The 15,022-nt window shown below is 48.1% G+C and carries 9 protein-coding genes, 3 tRNA genes and 1 rRNA gene (1 of these 13 running past the window's edge); 11 read left to right on the top strand and 2 right to left on the bottom strand.

What is annotated here, in order from left to right:
* The 10 genes from ACSQ8O_RS21130 to ACSQ8O_RS21085 form a co-directional block, all read left to right on the top strand.
* Window positions 1-2,258 (top strand): 23S ribosomal RNA (locus ACSQ8O_RS21130); it begins 660 nt to the left of the window's first position.
* Between the two features lie 221 nt (window positions 2,259-2,479).
* Window positions 2,480-2,552 (top strand) — tRNA-His (locus tag ACSQ8O_RS21125).
* 15 nt (window positions 2,553-2,567) lie between these two features.
* A tRNA-Gln gene (locus ACSQ8O_RS21120) sits at window positions 2,568-2,639 on the top strand.
* A gap of 13 nt (window positions 2,640-2,652) precedes the next feature.
* Window positions 2,653-2,734: transfer RNA gene (locus ACSQ8O_RS21115), tRNA-Leu, on the top strand.
* A 291-nt stretch (window positions 2,735-3,025) separates the two neighbouring features.
* Window positions 3,026-5,305 (top strand): glycosyltransferase, encoded by a 2,280-nt coding sequence (locus ACSQ8O_RS21110; protein WP_436243924.1) that lies wholly within the window; start codon window positions 3,026-3,028, stop codon window positions 5,303-5,305.
* A 293-nt stretch (window positions 5,306-5,598) separates the two neighbouring features.
* The gene (locus ACSQ8O_RS21105) at window positions 5,599-6,969 is read left to right on the top strand and encodes an aldehyde dehydrogenase (RefSeq protein WP_436243241.1); all 1,371 of its coding nucleotides are present in this window, start codon (window positions 5,599-5,601) and stop codon (window positions 6,967-6,969) included.
* Window positions 6,970-7,001: 32 nt separating this feature from the next.
* The gene (locus ACSQ8O_RS21100) at window positions 7,002-8,189 is read left to right on the top strand and encodes an amino acid deaminase/aldolase (protein ID WP_436243923.1); all 1,188 of its coding nucleotides are present in this window, start codon (window positions 7,002-7,004) and stop codon (window positions 8,187-8,189) included.
* Window positions 8,186-9,496 (top strand): D-arabinono-1,4-lactone oxidase, encoded by a 1,311-nt coding sequence (locus ACSQ8O_RS21095; RefSeq protein WP_436243240.1) that lies wholly within the window; start codon window positions 8,186-8,188, stop codon window positions 9,494-9,496. Before ACSQ8O_RS21100 ends, ACSQ8O_RS21095 begins: the two co-directional genes overlap by 4 nt.
* Before the next feature lie 29 nt (window positions 9,497-9,525).
* A complete protein-coding gene (locus ACSQ8O_RS21090) occupies window positions 9,526-10,743 on the top strand; it encodes an MFS transporter (protein ID WP_436243239.1) in 1,218 nt (405 codons plus the stop codon).
* Window positions 10,744-10,920: 177 nt separating this feature from the next.
* Window positions 10,921-11,130: a hypothetical protein gene (locus ACSQ8O_RS21085; protein WP_056610201.1), complete on the top strand. Its 210-nt coding sequence runs from the start codon at window positions 10,921-10,923 to the stop codon at window positions 11,128-11,130.
* 179 nt (window positions 11,131-11,309) lie between these two features.
* On the opposite strand, the gene ACSQ8O_RS21080 is transcribed toward ACSQ8O_RS21085, so the two are convergent.
* Complete coding sequence (locus ACSQ8O_RS21080) at window positions 11,310-12,620, bottom strand: aminotransferase class I/II-fold pyridoxal phosphate-dependent enzyme (protein WP_436243238.1); 1,311 nt, start codon at window positions 12,618-12,620, stop codon at window positions 11,310-11,312.
* Between the two features lie 158 nt (window positions 12,621-12,778).
* The gene (locus tag ACSQ8O_RS21075; protein ID WP_436243237.1) at window positions 12,779-13,360 is read right to left on the bottom strand and encodes a GNAT family N-acetyltransferase; all 582 of its coding nucleotides are present in this window, start codon (window positions 13,358-13,360) and stop codon (window positions 12,779-12,781) included.
* 20 nt (window positions 13,361-13,380) lie between these two features.
* Between ACSQ8O_RS21075 and ACSQ8O_RS21070 the strand changes: the two genes are divergently transcribed.
* Window positions 13,381-14,994: a PLP-dependent aminotransferase family protein gene (locus ACSQ8O_RS21070; protein ID WP_436243236.1), complete on the top strand. Its 1,614-nt coding sequence runs from the start codon at window positions 13,381-13,383 to the stop codon at window positions 14,992-14,994.
* Window positions 14,995-15,022 lie beyond the last annotated feature (28 nt).

Below are 15,022 nucleotides of genomic sequence, written 5' to 3'. Positions count from 1 at the left end.
AGCCGCAGCGAAAGCGAGTCTGAATAGGGCGCTTTAGTACGTGGACGTAGACCCGAAACCGTGTGATCTACCCCTGTCCAGGGTGAAGGTGAGGTAACACTCACTGGAGGCCCGAACCCACGAATGTTGAAAAATTCGGGGATGAGGTGGGGGTAGCGGAGAAATTCCAATCGAACTCGGAGATAGCTGGTTCTCCCCGAAATAGCTTTAGGGCTAGCCTCGGATGTTGAGTTGTGGAGGTAAAGCACTGATTGGGTGCGGGGCCCGCCAAGGGTTACCAAGTCCAGTCAAACTCTGAATGCCACAAACTTAAGTCCGGGAGTCAGACAGTGAGTGCTAAGATCCATTGTCAAAAGGGAAACAGCCCAGACCATCAGCTAAGGTCCCCAAGTGTGTGTTAAGTGGGAAAGGATGTGGAGTTGCACAGACAACCAGGATGTTGGCTTAGAAGCAGCCACCATTGAAAGAGTGCGTAATAGCTCACTGGTCGAGTGACTCTGCGCCGAAAATGTAACGGGGCTAAACACGCCACCGAAGCTATGGCTTGCATCACCTTGGTGCATGGGTAGGGGAGCGTTGTATGTACGTTGAATTCTGACCGTAAGGACAGGTGGAGCGCATACAAGTGAGAATGCCGGTATAAGTAACGAAAAGATCAGTGAGAATCTGATCCGCCGAAAACCTAAGGGTTCCTGAGGAAGGCTCGTCCGCTCAGGGTAAGTCGGGACCTAAGGCGAGGCCGAAAGGCGTAGTCGATGGACAACAGGTGGAAATTCCTGTACCACCGTAGCCGTTATGAGCAATGGAGTGACGCAGAAGGATAGTGACGCGAGCTGATGGATGCTCGTCCAAGCAGTGAGGCTGGTGTGTAGGCAAATCCGCACATCGTAAGGCTGGGCTGTGATGGGGAGGGAAATTTAAGTACCGAAGGTCATGAGTTCACACTGCCAAGAAAAGCTTCTAGCCAGGCGAAGGTGCCCGTACCGCAAACCGACACAGGTGGGTGAGAAGAGAATTCTAAGGCGCGCGGAAGAACTCTCGTTAAGGAACTCGGCAAAATGACCCCGTAACTTCGGGAGAAGGGGTGCCTCGGTAGGGTGAATAGCCCGAGGGGGCCGCAGTGAAAAGGCCCAAGCGACTGTTTAGCAAAAACACAGGTCTGTGCGAAGCCGCAAGGCGAAGTATACGGGCTGACGCCTGCCCGGTGCTGGAAGGTTAAGAGGAGTGGTTAGGGGCAACCCGAAGCTATGAATTGAAGCCCCAGTAAACGGCGGCCGTAACTATAACGGTCCTAAGGTAGCGAAATTCCTTGTCAGGTAAATTCTGACCCGCACGAATGGCGTAACGACTTGGGCGCTGTCTCAACGAGAGATCCGGTGAAATTTTAATACCTGTGAAGATGCAGGTTACCCGCGACAAGACGGAAAGACCCCATGGAGCTTTACTGCAGCTTGATATTGGACTTTGGTACGATCTGTACAGGATAGGTGGGAGCCTTTGAAGCCTGAGCGCCAGCTTGGGTGGAGGCATCGTTGGGATACCACCCTGATCGTATCGGAGTTCTAACCTGGTACCGTGATCCGGTATGGGGACAGTGTCAGGTGGGCAGTTTGACTGGGGCGGTCGCCTCCTAAAATGTAACGGAGGCGTTTAAAGGTTCCCTCAGAATGGTTGGAAATCATTCGCAGAGTGCAAAGGCATAAGGGAGCTTGACTGCGAGACCTACAAGTCGAGCAGGGACGAAAGTCGGACTTAGTGATCCGGTGGTACCGAATGGAAGGGCCATCGCTCAACGGATAAAAGCTACCCTGGGGATAACAGGCTTATCTCCCCCAAGAGTCCACATCGACGGGGAGGTTTGGCACCTCGATGTCGGCTCATCGCATCCTGGGGCTGAAGTAGGTCCCAAGGGTTGGGCTGTTCGCCCATTAAAGCGGTACGCGAGCTGGGTTCAGAACGTCGTGAGACAGTTCGGTCCCTATCTGTCGCGGGCGTAGGAAATTTGAGAGGAGCTGTCCTTAGTACGAGAGGACCGGGATGGACGTACCGCTGGTGTACCAGTTGTCTCGCCAGAGGCATCGCTGGGTAGCTATGTACGGAGGGGATAAGCGCTGAAAGCATCTAAGCGCGAAGCCCCCCTCAAGATGAGATTTCCCAGTATGTAAGACCCCTTGTAGACGACGAGGTTGATAGGTTCGAGGTGGAAGTGCGGCAACGTATGCAGCTGACGAATACTAATCGGTCGAGGGCTTAACCTAATCCCAACCAAGTGAAGATAAGCTTTGAAGCGAATTCCGTCCGCATCGAGTTGTAAACTCGATCGGCGTCTAAACTTACCTTATAACGCGGTCTTGCTCCTTAGCATTACTTCGATAATAAGTTTAGACACTACTTGATTGGGGCCAAGAAAATCCTAAGAACGTCTAACTTTACGTTGAAGTTTCGTATCTAGTTTTAAGGGAATAATATTCCTACTGTGGCGATCGTGGCGAAGGGGTTAACGCACCGGTTTGTGGATCCGGCATTCGTGGGTTCAAGTCCCATCGGTCGCCCTTTTCCCTTTATAATGGGGATTAGCCAAGCGGTAAGGCAACGGACTTTGACTCCGTCATGCCTAGGTTCAAATCCTAGATCCCCAGTATACTTTCATAAGCGGTCGTGGTGGAACGGCAGACACACCATCTTGAGGGGGTGGCGCTCACAAGGCGTGAGGGTTCAAATCCCTCCGACCGCATCCTAGCTTTACAAGTCTGAAACCCTTGATATATAAGGGTTTTTTCTGTTTTATAACAGATGGAAAGAATGAAGTATTACAGTTTTATTATCTTGAAACCCTTACCTAGTAAGGGTTTTTATCTATTTTAGTACAGATGGAAGAATGCAGTAATAATGGATTGCCCGTTACTTGGGGCTTCGCTTAGGTAATAATACTACCTATTTATAGGAGAAGTCAGCAAATACACAAGCCATAATTAAATATAGGAATATGAATGTATGAAATTCAACAGTAGAGGAGGGGAAACCTATTCTTGGCTCGAATGAGATCATTTCAAAAGTAGAAACACAAGTTCGCCCCAAAATTTCAGTTATCGTCACTGTATTCAATACTGGGGAATTCCTCAGTAAGTGTTTGCAATCAATAATTGACCAAACCATATGGAATGTCATGGAGTTAGTTATTATCAATGATGGTTCATCAGACCATTCTTCCGAAATTATTAATGGGTTCGTGAAACAGGAACCTGAACGTATAATAAGTATTCACTTTGCTGAAAACCAAGGTGTAGGTAACTCTCGGAATGTAGGGATTGCTCAGTCTAGAGGCGACTATATCGGTTTCGTTGACTCGGACGATTGGATTGCTAACAATATGTTTGAGTTGTTGTATACGAAAGCTTTAGACGGGCATGACATGGTAATTTGTGATTATTTTAGTAGGTATGAAGATGAAGATCTGACAATTCCAGAGAAGGGATTTTCACAAGACGTCTTTACACAAAAGCAGGCTATTCTTTATGCTCAAGTGGTTCCTTGGAATAAACTCTACAAAAAGGAATTATTACAAAAAATTGAATATTTAAATATTTGGTATGAGGATGTTGCATCAACTCCAATTCTGATCAGTCTAGCGAATATACCAGCTTATTTGAATATTCCTTTATATTATTACAAAAGGTCTAGACCAGGTTCTATCGCAAATAGCAGCGGACCCAAAGTGTTAGATATTTTACGAGCCTGGGACCGTTTAATCGAACATGCACAGTTGAATAATAGTTTTAAAGAAGAAATTCTCTTTTTTGTAACCAAATGCATTAATTATTATATTGATTTCAAACCGGAGTATGCTGATCATTTCTGGGAATATGCAAGGAAGCATCGAGAACTATTAAGCGGTGGAGAGTACAATCGCAAAGCAGTTGAAACTAAAGAGATTCGTGACTTATATGGTTTATTTAATATGAGCACGCCAATGGATGCAACAAAGTATGAAACAAAATATGCAGCAAAAAATGAAACAAAATATGCAACTAAAAATAAGCGAGCCTTAAGAATCATACAAGTCATTTCACCAATCTGTAGCCCTGTATCAGCTGTTGACACAGCTGGAACAGAGAAAATGGTTTACGAAATTACACAGGAATTGGTAAAACGTGGACATAAGGTTGTTTTATACGCTCCTAAGGGAAGTAAAGTTTCAGCAAAGGTAGTACCCTTCCCCAAATATTTCGAAGATCGACACTTACCCGCATTTATCCGTAAAACAAGACCTTCGAAAGTAGATCTGATTCATGACCACACTTTTTCTTCTATTGTCAGATTAAGAAAAATGGGAATTCCCGTGTTACCCACTCATCATTTACCTACCAATATTGAATTCCATGATTCCGTTTATGTCAGTCACGCTGCTCGGATGAATGCAGGCGTCAAAGGCCTAGTTGTTCACAACGGAATTAATCCAGATGAATACGAGTACAGTGAAGAAAAAGATGACTATTTATTGTTTATTGGGAGGATACTCCCCGACAAAGGCGTCATTCATGCAATTGAAGTTGCTGAACGCAATCACCAAAAGCTAATTATAGCCGGACCTATTAAAGATGAAGAATATTTCCGAAACATTTTACAGCCCCGTATTGATAATAATGAAAACATTCACTATATAGGTGCTGTTGCAAGTAAACAAAAGCAGGAGCTCCTTAAGAGAGCTCGATGTGTCCTCTTTCCGTCTATTTGGAAGGAGCCTTTTGGACTTGTATTGATTGAGGCTATGATTTCAGGCACCCCCGTGCTAGCCTTGAACAATGGTGCAGCCTTAGAGGTACTTGAAGGCTTTCCTCAGTTAGTATGTAATAGCATAGATGAACTTGCGCACAAAGCTTTACATGAGCCATTCCCGCCACCACATGTCCTAAGAGAATATGTGCTTACCAAGTTCACGACTGCTATAATGGTGGATCAATATATCACGTTGTATGAACAGAAAATTAATGAATTTATGAAAAGACGAGTAAAGTTAAAACGGCTAAGAGGAAGAAAATTTAAATTGCTAAGAGGAAGAAAATTAAAACGGCTAAGAGGAAGAAAATTAAAACTGCTAAGAGGAAGAAAATTAAAACTGCTAAGAGGAAGAAAAAAATTAAAACTGCTTAGAAGAAGAACAAATTTAAAATTGCTAAGAAGAAGAAAAAATATAAAATTGCAAAGAAGAACAAATTTAAAAGGAAGAAAAAAATACTTCATAAAGAAAAAGATAAAAGCTAAACGAAGTGTAACAAAGCGAATAAAAGCAAGAAGTAACAGGTGACAGCAGAGCTGCTGGTCCTACTATTCAAATCCCTCTTACCGCATCCCATTTGTATAAGAAAAACCCTTTGGAATAAGGGTTTTTCTTATTTTTTCAGAAGTCTTGAGCAATCAGGGTTATTTCTCGATATGACGAAACATGATTGGAGAGGTATCCTGATATTGTCACTGTGGCGATTGGGATGGTAAACTTATAGGATTACGTAATTGTTTAATGTTGATATTTGTAAACGTTTTCATTAATGACTGTGAATGCACAACCAGAATATAAATATTCGAAAGAAGGAGATTCGCATGACGATAAGCCAATTAATGGATCAACAAAAGAAGTACTATCTCTCCGGTTCGACACGAGGACTCGCTTTTCGACTTACACAGCTCAAAAAGCTGAAACAAGCGATTGTCGATCGGGAATTAGAGATTATTCAGGCGCTGCGCACCGATTTGAATAAAGGAGAGAAGGAAGCGTACGCTTTTGAAATAGGCATCGTTTATCAAGAAATAGCTCATGTCATCAAGCATCTGAAACGTTGGATGAAGCCGAAGAAAGTGAAATCGCCGATGACGCATTCGGGGAGTCGCAGCTACATAATCCCTGAGCCACTGGGGGCGGCATTAATCATTGCTCCATGGAATTATCCGTTTATGCTGGCATTTGATCCGTTAGTAGGGGCAATTGCGGCTGGCAATACGGTTGTGTTAAAGCCGTCAGAGCTAGCGCCAGCGGTATCTGCTGTGATGACCTCGATCGTACGCGCTACCTTCGAACCGCAATATATTGCGGTTGTGGAAGGTGGTGTGGAAGAAAGTCGAGCGCTCCTGGAGCAGCCGTTTGACAAAATCTTTTTTACAGGCAGCGTAGCCGTTGGGAAAATCGTGATGGAGGCAGCAGCGAAGCATCTTACACGAGTCACGCTAGAGCTCGGCGGAAAGAGCCCATGCATCGTACATCATGACGCACATATAAAGCTGGCGGCGCAGCGTATCGCCTTTGGGAAGTTCTCTAATGCGGGACAGACTTGCGTGGCTCCAGACTATTTGCTTGTGCATCGGAGTGTGAAAGATAAGCTGCTGGCCTATTTGCAAGAGGCTATCAAATCTTTCTATGGCGACAAGCCGCTGCAAAGCCCTGATTACGGCAAAATTATCTCTCGCCGTCATTACGAACGGTTGCGTCACTTTTTGAATGATGGAAAGGTCGCTATTGGTGGGTTAGCTGACGATCAGACGCTGCAAATCGAACCGACGGTACTTGAAAATATCACATGGGATATGCCAGTCATGCAGGAGGAGATTTTCGGCCCTATACTTCCTGTTCTAACCTATGACAATCTGGATGAAGTAGTAAGCTTAATCCAAGCTAGGCCGAAGCCGCTGGCACTGTATGTATTTTCGGAGGATAAAAAAGTCCAAGATGTCATGCTCGAGCAAATTTCATTCGGCGGCGGTTGTGTCAATGATACACTGATGCATTTTGGTTCTACACATTTGCCTGTTGGCGGCGTCGGCGAGAGCGGAATGGGTAGCTATCATGGCGAAATGAGTTTTCACATATTTTCACATATGAAAAGTATATTAAAGCAGACGACGAGGTTCGATATCCCTTTTCGATATCCCTCTAGTCGTATCGGGTTGAAAATCATTCGCAGGCTGACGAAGCCTTAATTACGGCTCATTAGGAAGAGGTAATTCTCATGATTGGATCCTACGAGTACTATAAACAGATTTTCAAGGATGTACCGAAGCCATTCGCATTCGTAGATTTGGATCTACTGGATGCTAACATCAAGGCCATTGCGCAGGAAGCTGAGGGAAAGAAGATTCGGGTGGCGAGTAAGTCCATTCGCTGTCCGGATGTGATTCGCCGTATTTTGGCAGCTGATCCTACGTACCAAGGAATTATGTGTTATACGGCGGAGGAGGCTGCTTTTCTAGCCCGACAAGGGTTTGATGATCTTTTACTAGGCTATCCGCAGTGGCACGCTGAGGGGCTTACCGATGTGATTTCGTTAATAGGTGAAGGCAAGACGATTACGTTCATGGTCGATTGTATCGAGCATGTTGAACGCATAGGGCGGCTGGCGAGGGCTAAACAGGTTATTGTGCCCGTTTGTATCGACATCGACATGTCGACGGATTTTCCTGGATTGCATTTTGGGGTATGGCGATCGCCGTTGACCCGATGGGAGCAGGTTCGCCCTGTGGCAGAGCGGATACTCGGAGCGAGTTGGCTGCGGCTTGATGGCATTATGGGGTACGAGGCGCAGATTGCCGGTGTAGGCGATAATGTGCCTGGGCAAGTAGTGAAAAACGCGCTAATCCGCAGGTTGAAAAAATCCTCCATTCGCAAAGCTGCACAGTGGAGAGAGGAAGTGGCGCGTGGGCTTGAAGCGATGGGAGCTAAGCTTCGTTTCGTCAATGCGGGAGGTACGGGCAGCATGGATAGTTCACGGGCAGAGGTATCAGTGACAGAGATCACTGCAGGATCTGGGTTTTACTCCCCTGGCTTGTTCGACAACTACAAGTCGTTTCGCTATAAGCCTGCCGCTGGGTATGCGGTAGAGGTGGTACGACGCCCACAACCGAATATCGTGACCTGTATGGGCGGCGGTTATACGGCTTCGGGACCAACGGGTATAGACAAACGGCCTAAGCCTTATTTACCGGAAGGGTTGGCGTTATTTCCCTTGGAGGGTGCAGGTGAAGTACAAACGCCGCTTCGCGTGCGGAGTGAAGTCCAGTTGGAGCTGGGCGATCCGGTGTTTTTCCGTCATGCCAAAGCAGGAGAGTTATGCGAGCGATTCCTTACGCTATATGCGGTTTCGCAGGGCAGTATTGTAAGTACATATCCAACGTATCGCGGTATGGGAGCGTGTTTTCTATGATCGGCAAATCAGGGACATGGACGAATTGGTCAGGTATCGTGCAGGCAACGCCGCAGAAGGTGCTTTATCCGGACTCCATAGAAGCCGTGGTCGATGCAGTGCTGCTATGCCGACGAGAAGGACGCAGGCTGCGTGTTGTCGGAACGGGGCATTCTTTTACGCCTATTGCGGCATCGGATGATGTGCTTATCACCCTGGACCGCATGCAAGGCTTAATTGAGGTAGACGCTGAGCAGCAGACCGCAACGGTATGGGCAGGCACAAAGCTCAAGTTGCTTGGAGAGCTGCTGTTCGCTCAAGGGTTAGCACAGGAAAATCTCGGCGACATCGATGTACAGTCAATCGCTGGGGCAATCAGCACGGGGACGCATGGCACAGGTCAGCAGTTCGGCAACATCGCTACGCAAGTGGTGGGACTGACGATGGTGACTGGCGCTGGAGAGGTAATTACATGTACACCAATGACTAACCCTGATTTGTTTAAAGCTATGCAGGTATCACTTGGCGCTTTAGGGGTTATTGTGCAAGTGACGCTCAGGCTTCAACCCGCTTACATAATGAAGTACGAAAGCAAACGCATGCCGCTGAAACAATGCTTGCAGGAGCTGCCAGATATCGCGAGCGGACATCGGCATTTTGAATTTTATTGGTTTCCTTACGCTGAACCGTGTCAGCTGAAATTCATGAATCCCACGGATCACGCAGTGACGAGCCGCAAGGTACGCGATTATATCGGGGATGTCCTACTCGAAAATACAGTTTTCGGTCTGCTGTCCGAATTATGCCGTAAGGTTCCTAAACTCAGTCGAACGGTGAGTCGGATATCCGCATCGCAAGTGCCCGTGGGCAGCAAAGTGGATTACAGTCATCGCCTGTTCGCGACGCAAAGACTCGTTCGTTTTAATGAGATGGAATACAATCTTCCAGCGGAAGCCATGCCCACCGTCATTGAAGAAATGCGCGAGAAGATGACGAAGGACAAATACAACGTTCATTTTCCGATAGAGTGCCGCTTTGCTAAGGGGGACGATATCTGGTTGAGTCCAGCATTCGGGAGGGATTCTTCGTACATTGCGATTCATATGTATAAAGGAATGCCGCATGAGGACTATTTTGCGGGGATGGAGGACATTTTCCTGAAACACGGCGGCAGGCCGCACTGGGGCAAAATGCATTCACTTAACGCAGATAAGCTAAACGATAGGTATCCGATGTGGCAGCCATTTTGTCATATACGAGAGGTGTTGGATCCGGACGGTATTATGCTGAACGGGTATCTGGAAAAGATTTTCGGCGTGACCTGTTAAGGTTGACAAGAAAATGGGGAGGTGTCTGGATGATGGAGCTAAGTGCAGGTGTGACTCGGTCACGCTGGACGGTCGTTACTGCTTACGCTTTATTGGCGGCGGTGACTCAGCTGCTATGGGTCACATTTACGCCGATTACGACGGCGGCTTCCAGTGAGTGGCATGTTTCTGTCGATGCCGTAGGCTGGTTATCACTCGTATTTCCTCTTGTCTATGTATTGCTTTCAATTCCTTTTGGCATGGCTGCTGACCGTTGGTTTCGCGGATCGCTGCTCATTGGCGCTGCGTTGACTGCGGTTGGAGCACTTATTCGCATACTACCTGGCTACGAATATGCGCTCATCGGACAGATGGTGATCTCCGTAGGTCAGCCTCTCGTACTCAATGCTGTGAACAAATTAGCTGTGCTCTATGTACGTCCAGAGCAACGAGCTAACGCGATTGCGGCTGGTACGGCCAGTTTGTTCGTCGGTATCCTTATCTCAACCGTCACCGTTCCTTTTTTACTGACATGGCAAGGGATGTCAGCTGTCCTGTGGACACAAGGCGCCATTAGCGTCATTGCCGCCGTTGCTATGCTTGTGGCGCTAAGACGAGCGCCAGTGTTTGGGGTCGATGCGGCTGCTGAAACGAGCAGCACGTTAGGGTTCAGCGCGATTGCGACTCTATGGTCGCAGCGTTGGGTAAGGCTGTTCAGCCTGCTCCTGTTCGCTGGCTTCGGCATTTTTATTACACTGGCGACATGGCTTGAAGTGTTGGCCAGCGCTATTGGTTACAATGCCCAGCAAGTCGGCATTGGCATCGGTGTTATGACGGCCGCAGGTATTGTCGGCGCTTCGATTGTGCCACGATGGGCGCTGCGCGGTCAGCGCGCGCGAGTGGTTGTACGCTTTTCACTCGTGGCGAGCGTGTTACTTCTGATCGGTCTTGCAGTCGGTATGCCCCAGTGGATGTTCATCAGCTTGCTGGTGGTGTGCGGTTTTCTTTTACTGGCTGATTTACCCGTGATGCTTTCGCTGGCAGAGGCCAAATCCGATCCGCAGTCAGTCGGCGCGATCACAGGCTTGTTGCTGCTATTTGGCAACTTAGGGGGGATTGTGCTTTCCTTGATTGTTCAACTTTTGTTAGGGAATAGGATTGTAGCGATCGGGGTTTTAGCTGTTGTAGCCATACTCATTTTGCCAGCAGTTGGGCGACTGCAGACGGCACCTTCGAGGATCCAACGTGAAAGAAACGAACAGATGTAAGATCAACTTCGATCTTGTTTGATTGGGATAGAGGGGCAGGGAGCGCCAATAGGCGACAGGGTAGGGAACCTTCCATGCCTTTTCGCTGGGTTGATTGTGTGTAACTATACTGTAATGCTGGAAAAGGTATAGTGGCTTATAAATAGAAATAATAGGAAAGTATTTACTGGGGGGCCTATGAATATCATACATCGGGATGCAGATTTTACGAATGCGATGTTGTTTGGAACTTACATCCTGGTGTTGATGGATGGAAAAATGATTGGCGGCGGGCTTGTCGCGGAGTTTGATGAAACTGAGGTCAAGGTAGGGCAGGGGCGATATGTACGCAGCAGTTCAACCTTTGTAGTAGCTCCACCTCCGCAATGTTCGACGGGTATGGGATGACAGTTACATCTAATTGAAGAGGCTAGAAGATAATCTGAACATGAATTGTTGTATATAACTTCCATTTGGAGTGGGAAGACATTCACCATACGGACTTCTTCTAAGTCCATTAGTTTGTAAAAAAAGAGGGTCCCCGCCACATTCATGGCTACTGGGACACCTCTTTTTACGTTGTCTGCCTATTTGCTTGCGGCAACTGTCTCTATTTCTTTAACACTTTGATAGATGATATTGAATAGCTCTTCCAAATTGCCTTCCTCGATGCAAGAGAATGCTACACGAAGATCAGTCTCGCCAAGCGCGATTGTGCCTACACCATGCTGATTCAATAAATGTACGCGCAACGCTTCAGCGTCAACGGTTTTGAGCTTCAAGCACATGAAATAGCCGGAGTTGAAAGGGTAGTAGCCCCATGCATCGTCGAACTTGCCGCTGTCCAAAATGGACTTCGTACGGTTCGCGCGGCCTTTCATGATTTCGTATTTCTCTTGTTTCTGAGCATTGAATTCTGGTGAGTTCAAGGCGTGAAGCACGAACGTTTGGGACGGATGCGGTCCACTGGAAATTGTCGCACGGATAATCCCCATTGTTTTTTGTTCGAGCGCACTAAGAAGTGCATCACTTTGACCCGCATACGTAATGAAGCCTACACGGAAGCCCCAAACGTATTCTTCTTTGGTTGCTCCGTCAATTTTGACTGCAAGCACACGCGGATGCAGGTCAGCCAATTGACCGAACAAGGATTCATGCAAGGAATTTTCAAAGAAAAGACCGAAATAAGCATCGTCTGTCAGAACAACTACGTTAATCCCAGCTTCAGCAGCTTCTTTGATCGCGGCCGTAATGGCATTGCCATCTTCCACATCAGGCGTATAGCCTGTTGGATTGTTCGGGAAGTTCAGCACGACGATCGCTTTGCCTTTGGATTTCTGAGCGAGAAGTGCGTCGCGTAGTCCTTCGGAATTAAATCTCTCTTGTTCGTTATAGAGCGGATAGTTCACGATTTGAGCACCGCGGCGAATCTCGAAAGTAAGCTCGTAATTTTCCCAATTTTTATCAGGAATAATAACCGCATCACCAACGTCTGCAAAAAGATCAGCAGCGATACTTAGACCATGTGTCAAAGCATTCGTTACAATCGGGTTACCGATAAGCTTGCTGCCAATGCCCGGGTTTTCTTCGAGCATCTTTTTGCGCCAAGCTGTACGAAGCTCAGGCTTACCAGCCGGTGGAGCGTATTCATATATATCTTTAGGATTGTAAGTGGAGAGTGTATCTTGAATGACCTTCAGATGCATTGGTTGACCATTTTCGATCGCAATACCGATGGTAGCATTGAATTTCTTGGCTTTGGCCTTCGCTTCAGCCGATTGGCTGAGAATGCCTTCTTTCGGGAAGTAAATCGATTTACCTAATGCGGAAAGCATGTCATGTACGTGAGAATTTTCACGTTGCAGGGTCTCGTTTAACTGACTTGCCAAAGGATTCATAAGATTGGGTCATTCCTTCCAATGAGCGATTCATTTTTTCCCAGTTATTATATCACTTTCACACCTGCACGTCACTGCGCTAAACAAATTTTCTGCGAATTGATATGAAAAGAAGCAAGTGCCATGGATGAACGCTTTCCAGTCACTTGCCCATAGGTTTATTTGATTAAAAAGCCTTCTAGTCGTTGCTTGACTTGCGGCCACTCGTTGTCAAGGATACTAAACATAACTGTATCTCGTACATAACCGTCGTGAAGCACACGATGTTGACGAAGAATACCTTCTTTCTGGGCTCCTATACGGGCAATTGCTGCTTGGGAGCGTTCGTTGCGAAGATCTGTTTTGAGCTGAACACGCAGAAGATCTAGAGATTCAAAGCAGTATTGAAGCAATAAATACTTACATTCTGTATTCACACGAGTTCTCCAAACACTTGAATTGTACCAGGTGTGCCCAATCTCCAAATTCCGATGAGGGATGGAAATATCGAAGAGTCGTGTACTGCCGACGATGGTATCTGTAGCTCTATCGTAGACGCTGAAAGGGATTCCTTGTCCCGCTTCCTGGTCGTTAAGTGCTTGGTATACAAATTTGTGAACTTCGGCAGGATTAAGCAAGGGTGTCATAAAGGAGAAAATGGCAGGGTCGTTAGCAGCCTCGATCAGTCCAGGAATATGTGACTCATGCAAAGGAAGCAAGGTGACGCGAGTTCCTTCTAGGGTTGGCGGCAGTAGATTCATAGTTTGATTTCTCCTTACTCGTGAATGATTTTAATGTAATTATAGTAAGCATACTGTATGATTGGATTCATAATAAGTACCAATATGACTCAATTTATATGTACCATTTTAAAAAGAAAAGAAGTGGTTGTATGGCATTTTATTTGCCGTTTCAAACGTACTGCACACAATATCCTAGTAAATACGCCGCCTTGTATCATGCGCTTCGCGATGAAATTGTGGGAAATAAGCTGAAGCAGAATACGAAATTGCCATCTAGCCGGGACTTGGCTGATCGATTGGGCATTTCTCGGGGTACGGTAAATCAGGTGTACGATATGCTGATCGCAGAGGGATATTTGCAGGCAGATGTTGGCAGAGGTACTTTCGTCGTCTATGCGGACGGTCATGTGATGTATGAGGCTAAGGTGGGAAAGAATATAGAATTGTCGGCTTGGGGTGTCCGAGTGAGCGAAGGAGTAGATGCTGGGGGGAGTGGGAGAGAGCGAGAGGGAAAAATTGACGGTGACAAAGAGCAAGGGGAAAAGCTAGAAGGTAAGCTAGCTGGAAGAGAAATTGCGTTCGTGGTGGCGCGTCCGCAGATGGACCAGTTCCCGCGGGAGCAATGGAACCGCGGAATGTATGAACAGGTGCGGCGGATGACGGAGTCGCCGCAAGAGGACGCTCACATCGCCGAGGGGCACTATGCGCTTCGCGAAGCGATTGCGGTGCACCTGAGGCGGATGCGAGGCATCGATGCGACGCCGGAGCGCATCGTGATCGTCAATGGGTCGATGCAGGCGATAGCCCTGCTGACCCAGCTGCTCGTAAACCCGGGCGATCCCGTGGTGCTGGAGCGGCCCGGGTATCAAGGCGCCAGCCGTGCTGTGCTGGCGGCTGGCGGAGTACCCGTCCACGCGCCAGTGGACGGGCAAGGGCTTATCCCGCAGCCGTGGAACGCGCGGCTGCTGTTCGTAACGCCCAGCCGCCAATTCCCTACGGGGGCGGTGCTGGGGCTGGAGCGTCGCCAGCAGCTGCTGCGCTGGGCGGCGGAGCAAGGCGCTGTCATCGTCGAAGACGATTATGACAGCGAGTTCAGGCACCGCGGGCGGCCGATTGAGCCGCTCAAGGTGCTGGACCAAGAGGGCCGAGTGGTCTACATCGGCACCTTTTCCAAAACGATGCTGCAGGACCTGCGCATCGGCTATGTCGTGCTGCCGGAGGCGCTGCACGATGCTTTTGTAGCCGCGAAGCGGCTATACGAGCCGCACCCAACGGGGCTGCTCGAACAACGCTCGCTCGCCGCCTTCATGGCGAGCGGCGGCTACGAGCGACACCTGCGCCGCATGCGGCGGGTGTACGCGAGCAAGTTCTTGCTCCTGCAGGCGCTGCTGCAGGAGCAGCTGTCCACCCTCTTCGAGTGGGTGGACAGCGATAGCGGGCTGCATCTGTTCGGGTGGTGGCGCGGGGACCTACGCACCTATACCGCGTATGCAGCCGCATGTCGGGCAGTCGGCGTGACCTGGACGGACGCTGGCAACTACGCGCTCCCGGACGGCAGAGCGGGAGTCTGCTTCGGTTTCGCCCATCTAACAGAGGCTGAGATCAGGCAAGGCATCACCTTGCTCCGCTCAGTCTCTGTAGGATTTATCTGATTCTTTCGCTCTGGACTTTACAGCTATC

This window comes from Paenibacillus sp. LjRoot56 (assembly GCF_964253335.1).
GTDB classification, from domain to species: domain Bacteria; phylum Bacillota; class Bacilli; order Paenibacillales; family NBRC-103111; genus Paenibacillus_E; species Paenibacillus_E allorhizoplanae.
The sequence above is the reverse complement of the archived record's forward strand: the minus strand, read 5'-3'. Positions and strand labels throughout refer to the sequence as shown.

Bases quoted from the DNA above. Each gene is read 5' to 3' on its own strand.
- ACSQ8O_RS21105 (WP_436243241.1), top strand. From the start codon at position 5,599: ATGACGATAAGCCAATTAATGGATCAACAAAAGAAGTACTATCTCTCC.
- ACSQ8O_RS21095 (WP_436243240.1), top strand. From the start codon at position 8,186: ATGATCGGCAAATCAGGGACATGGACGAATTGGTCAGGTATCGTGCAG.
- ACSQ8O_RS21090 (WP_436243239.1), top strand. From the start codon at position 9,526: ATGATGGAGCTAAGTGCAGGTGTGACTCGGTCACGCTGGACGGTCGTT.
- ACSQ8O_RS21085 (WP_056610201.1), top strand. From the start codon at position 10,921: ATGAATATCATACATCGGGATGCAGATTTTACGAATGCGATGTTGTTT.
- ACSQ8O_RS21080 (WP_436243238.1), bottom strand. From the start codon at position 12,620: ATGAATCCTTTGGCAAGTCAGTTAAACGAGACCCTGCAACGTGAAAAT.
- ACSQ8O_RS21075 (WP_436243237.1), bottom strand. From the start codon at position 13,360: ATGAATCTACTGCCGCCAACCCTAGAAGGAACTCGCGTCACCTTGCTT.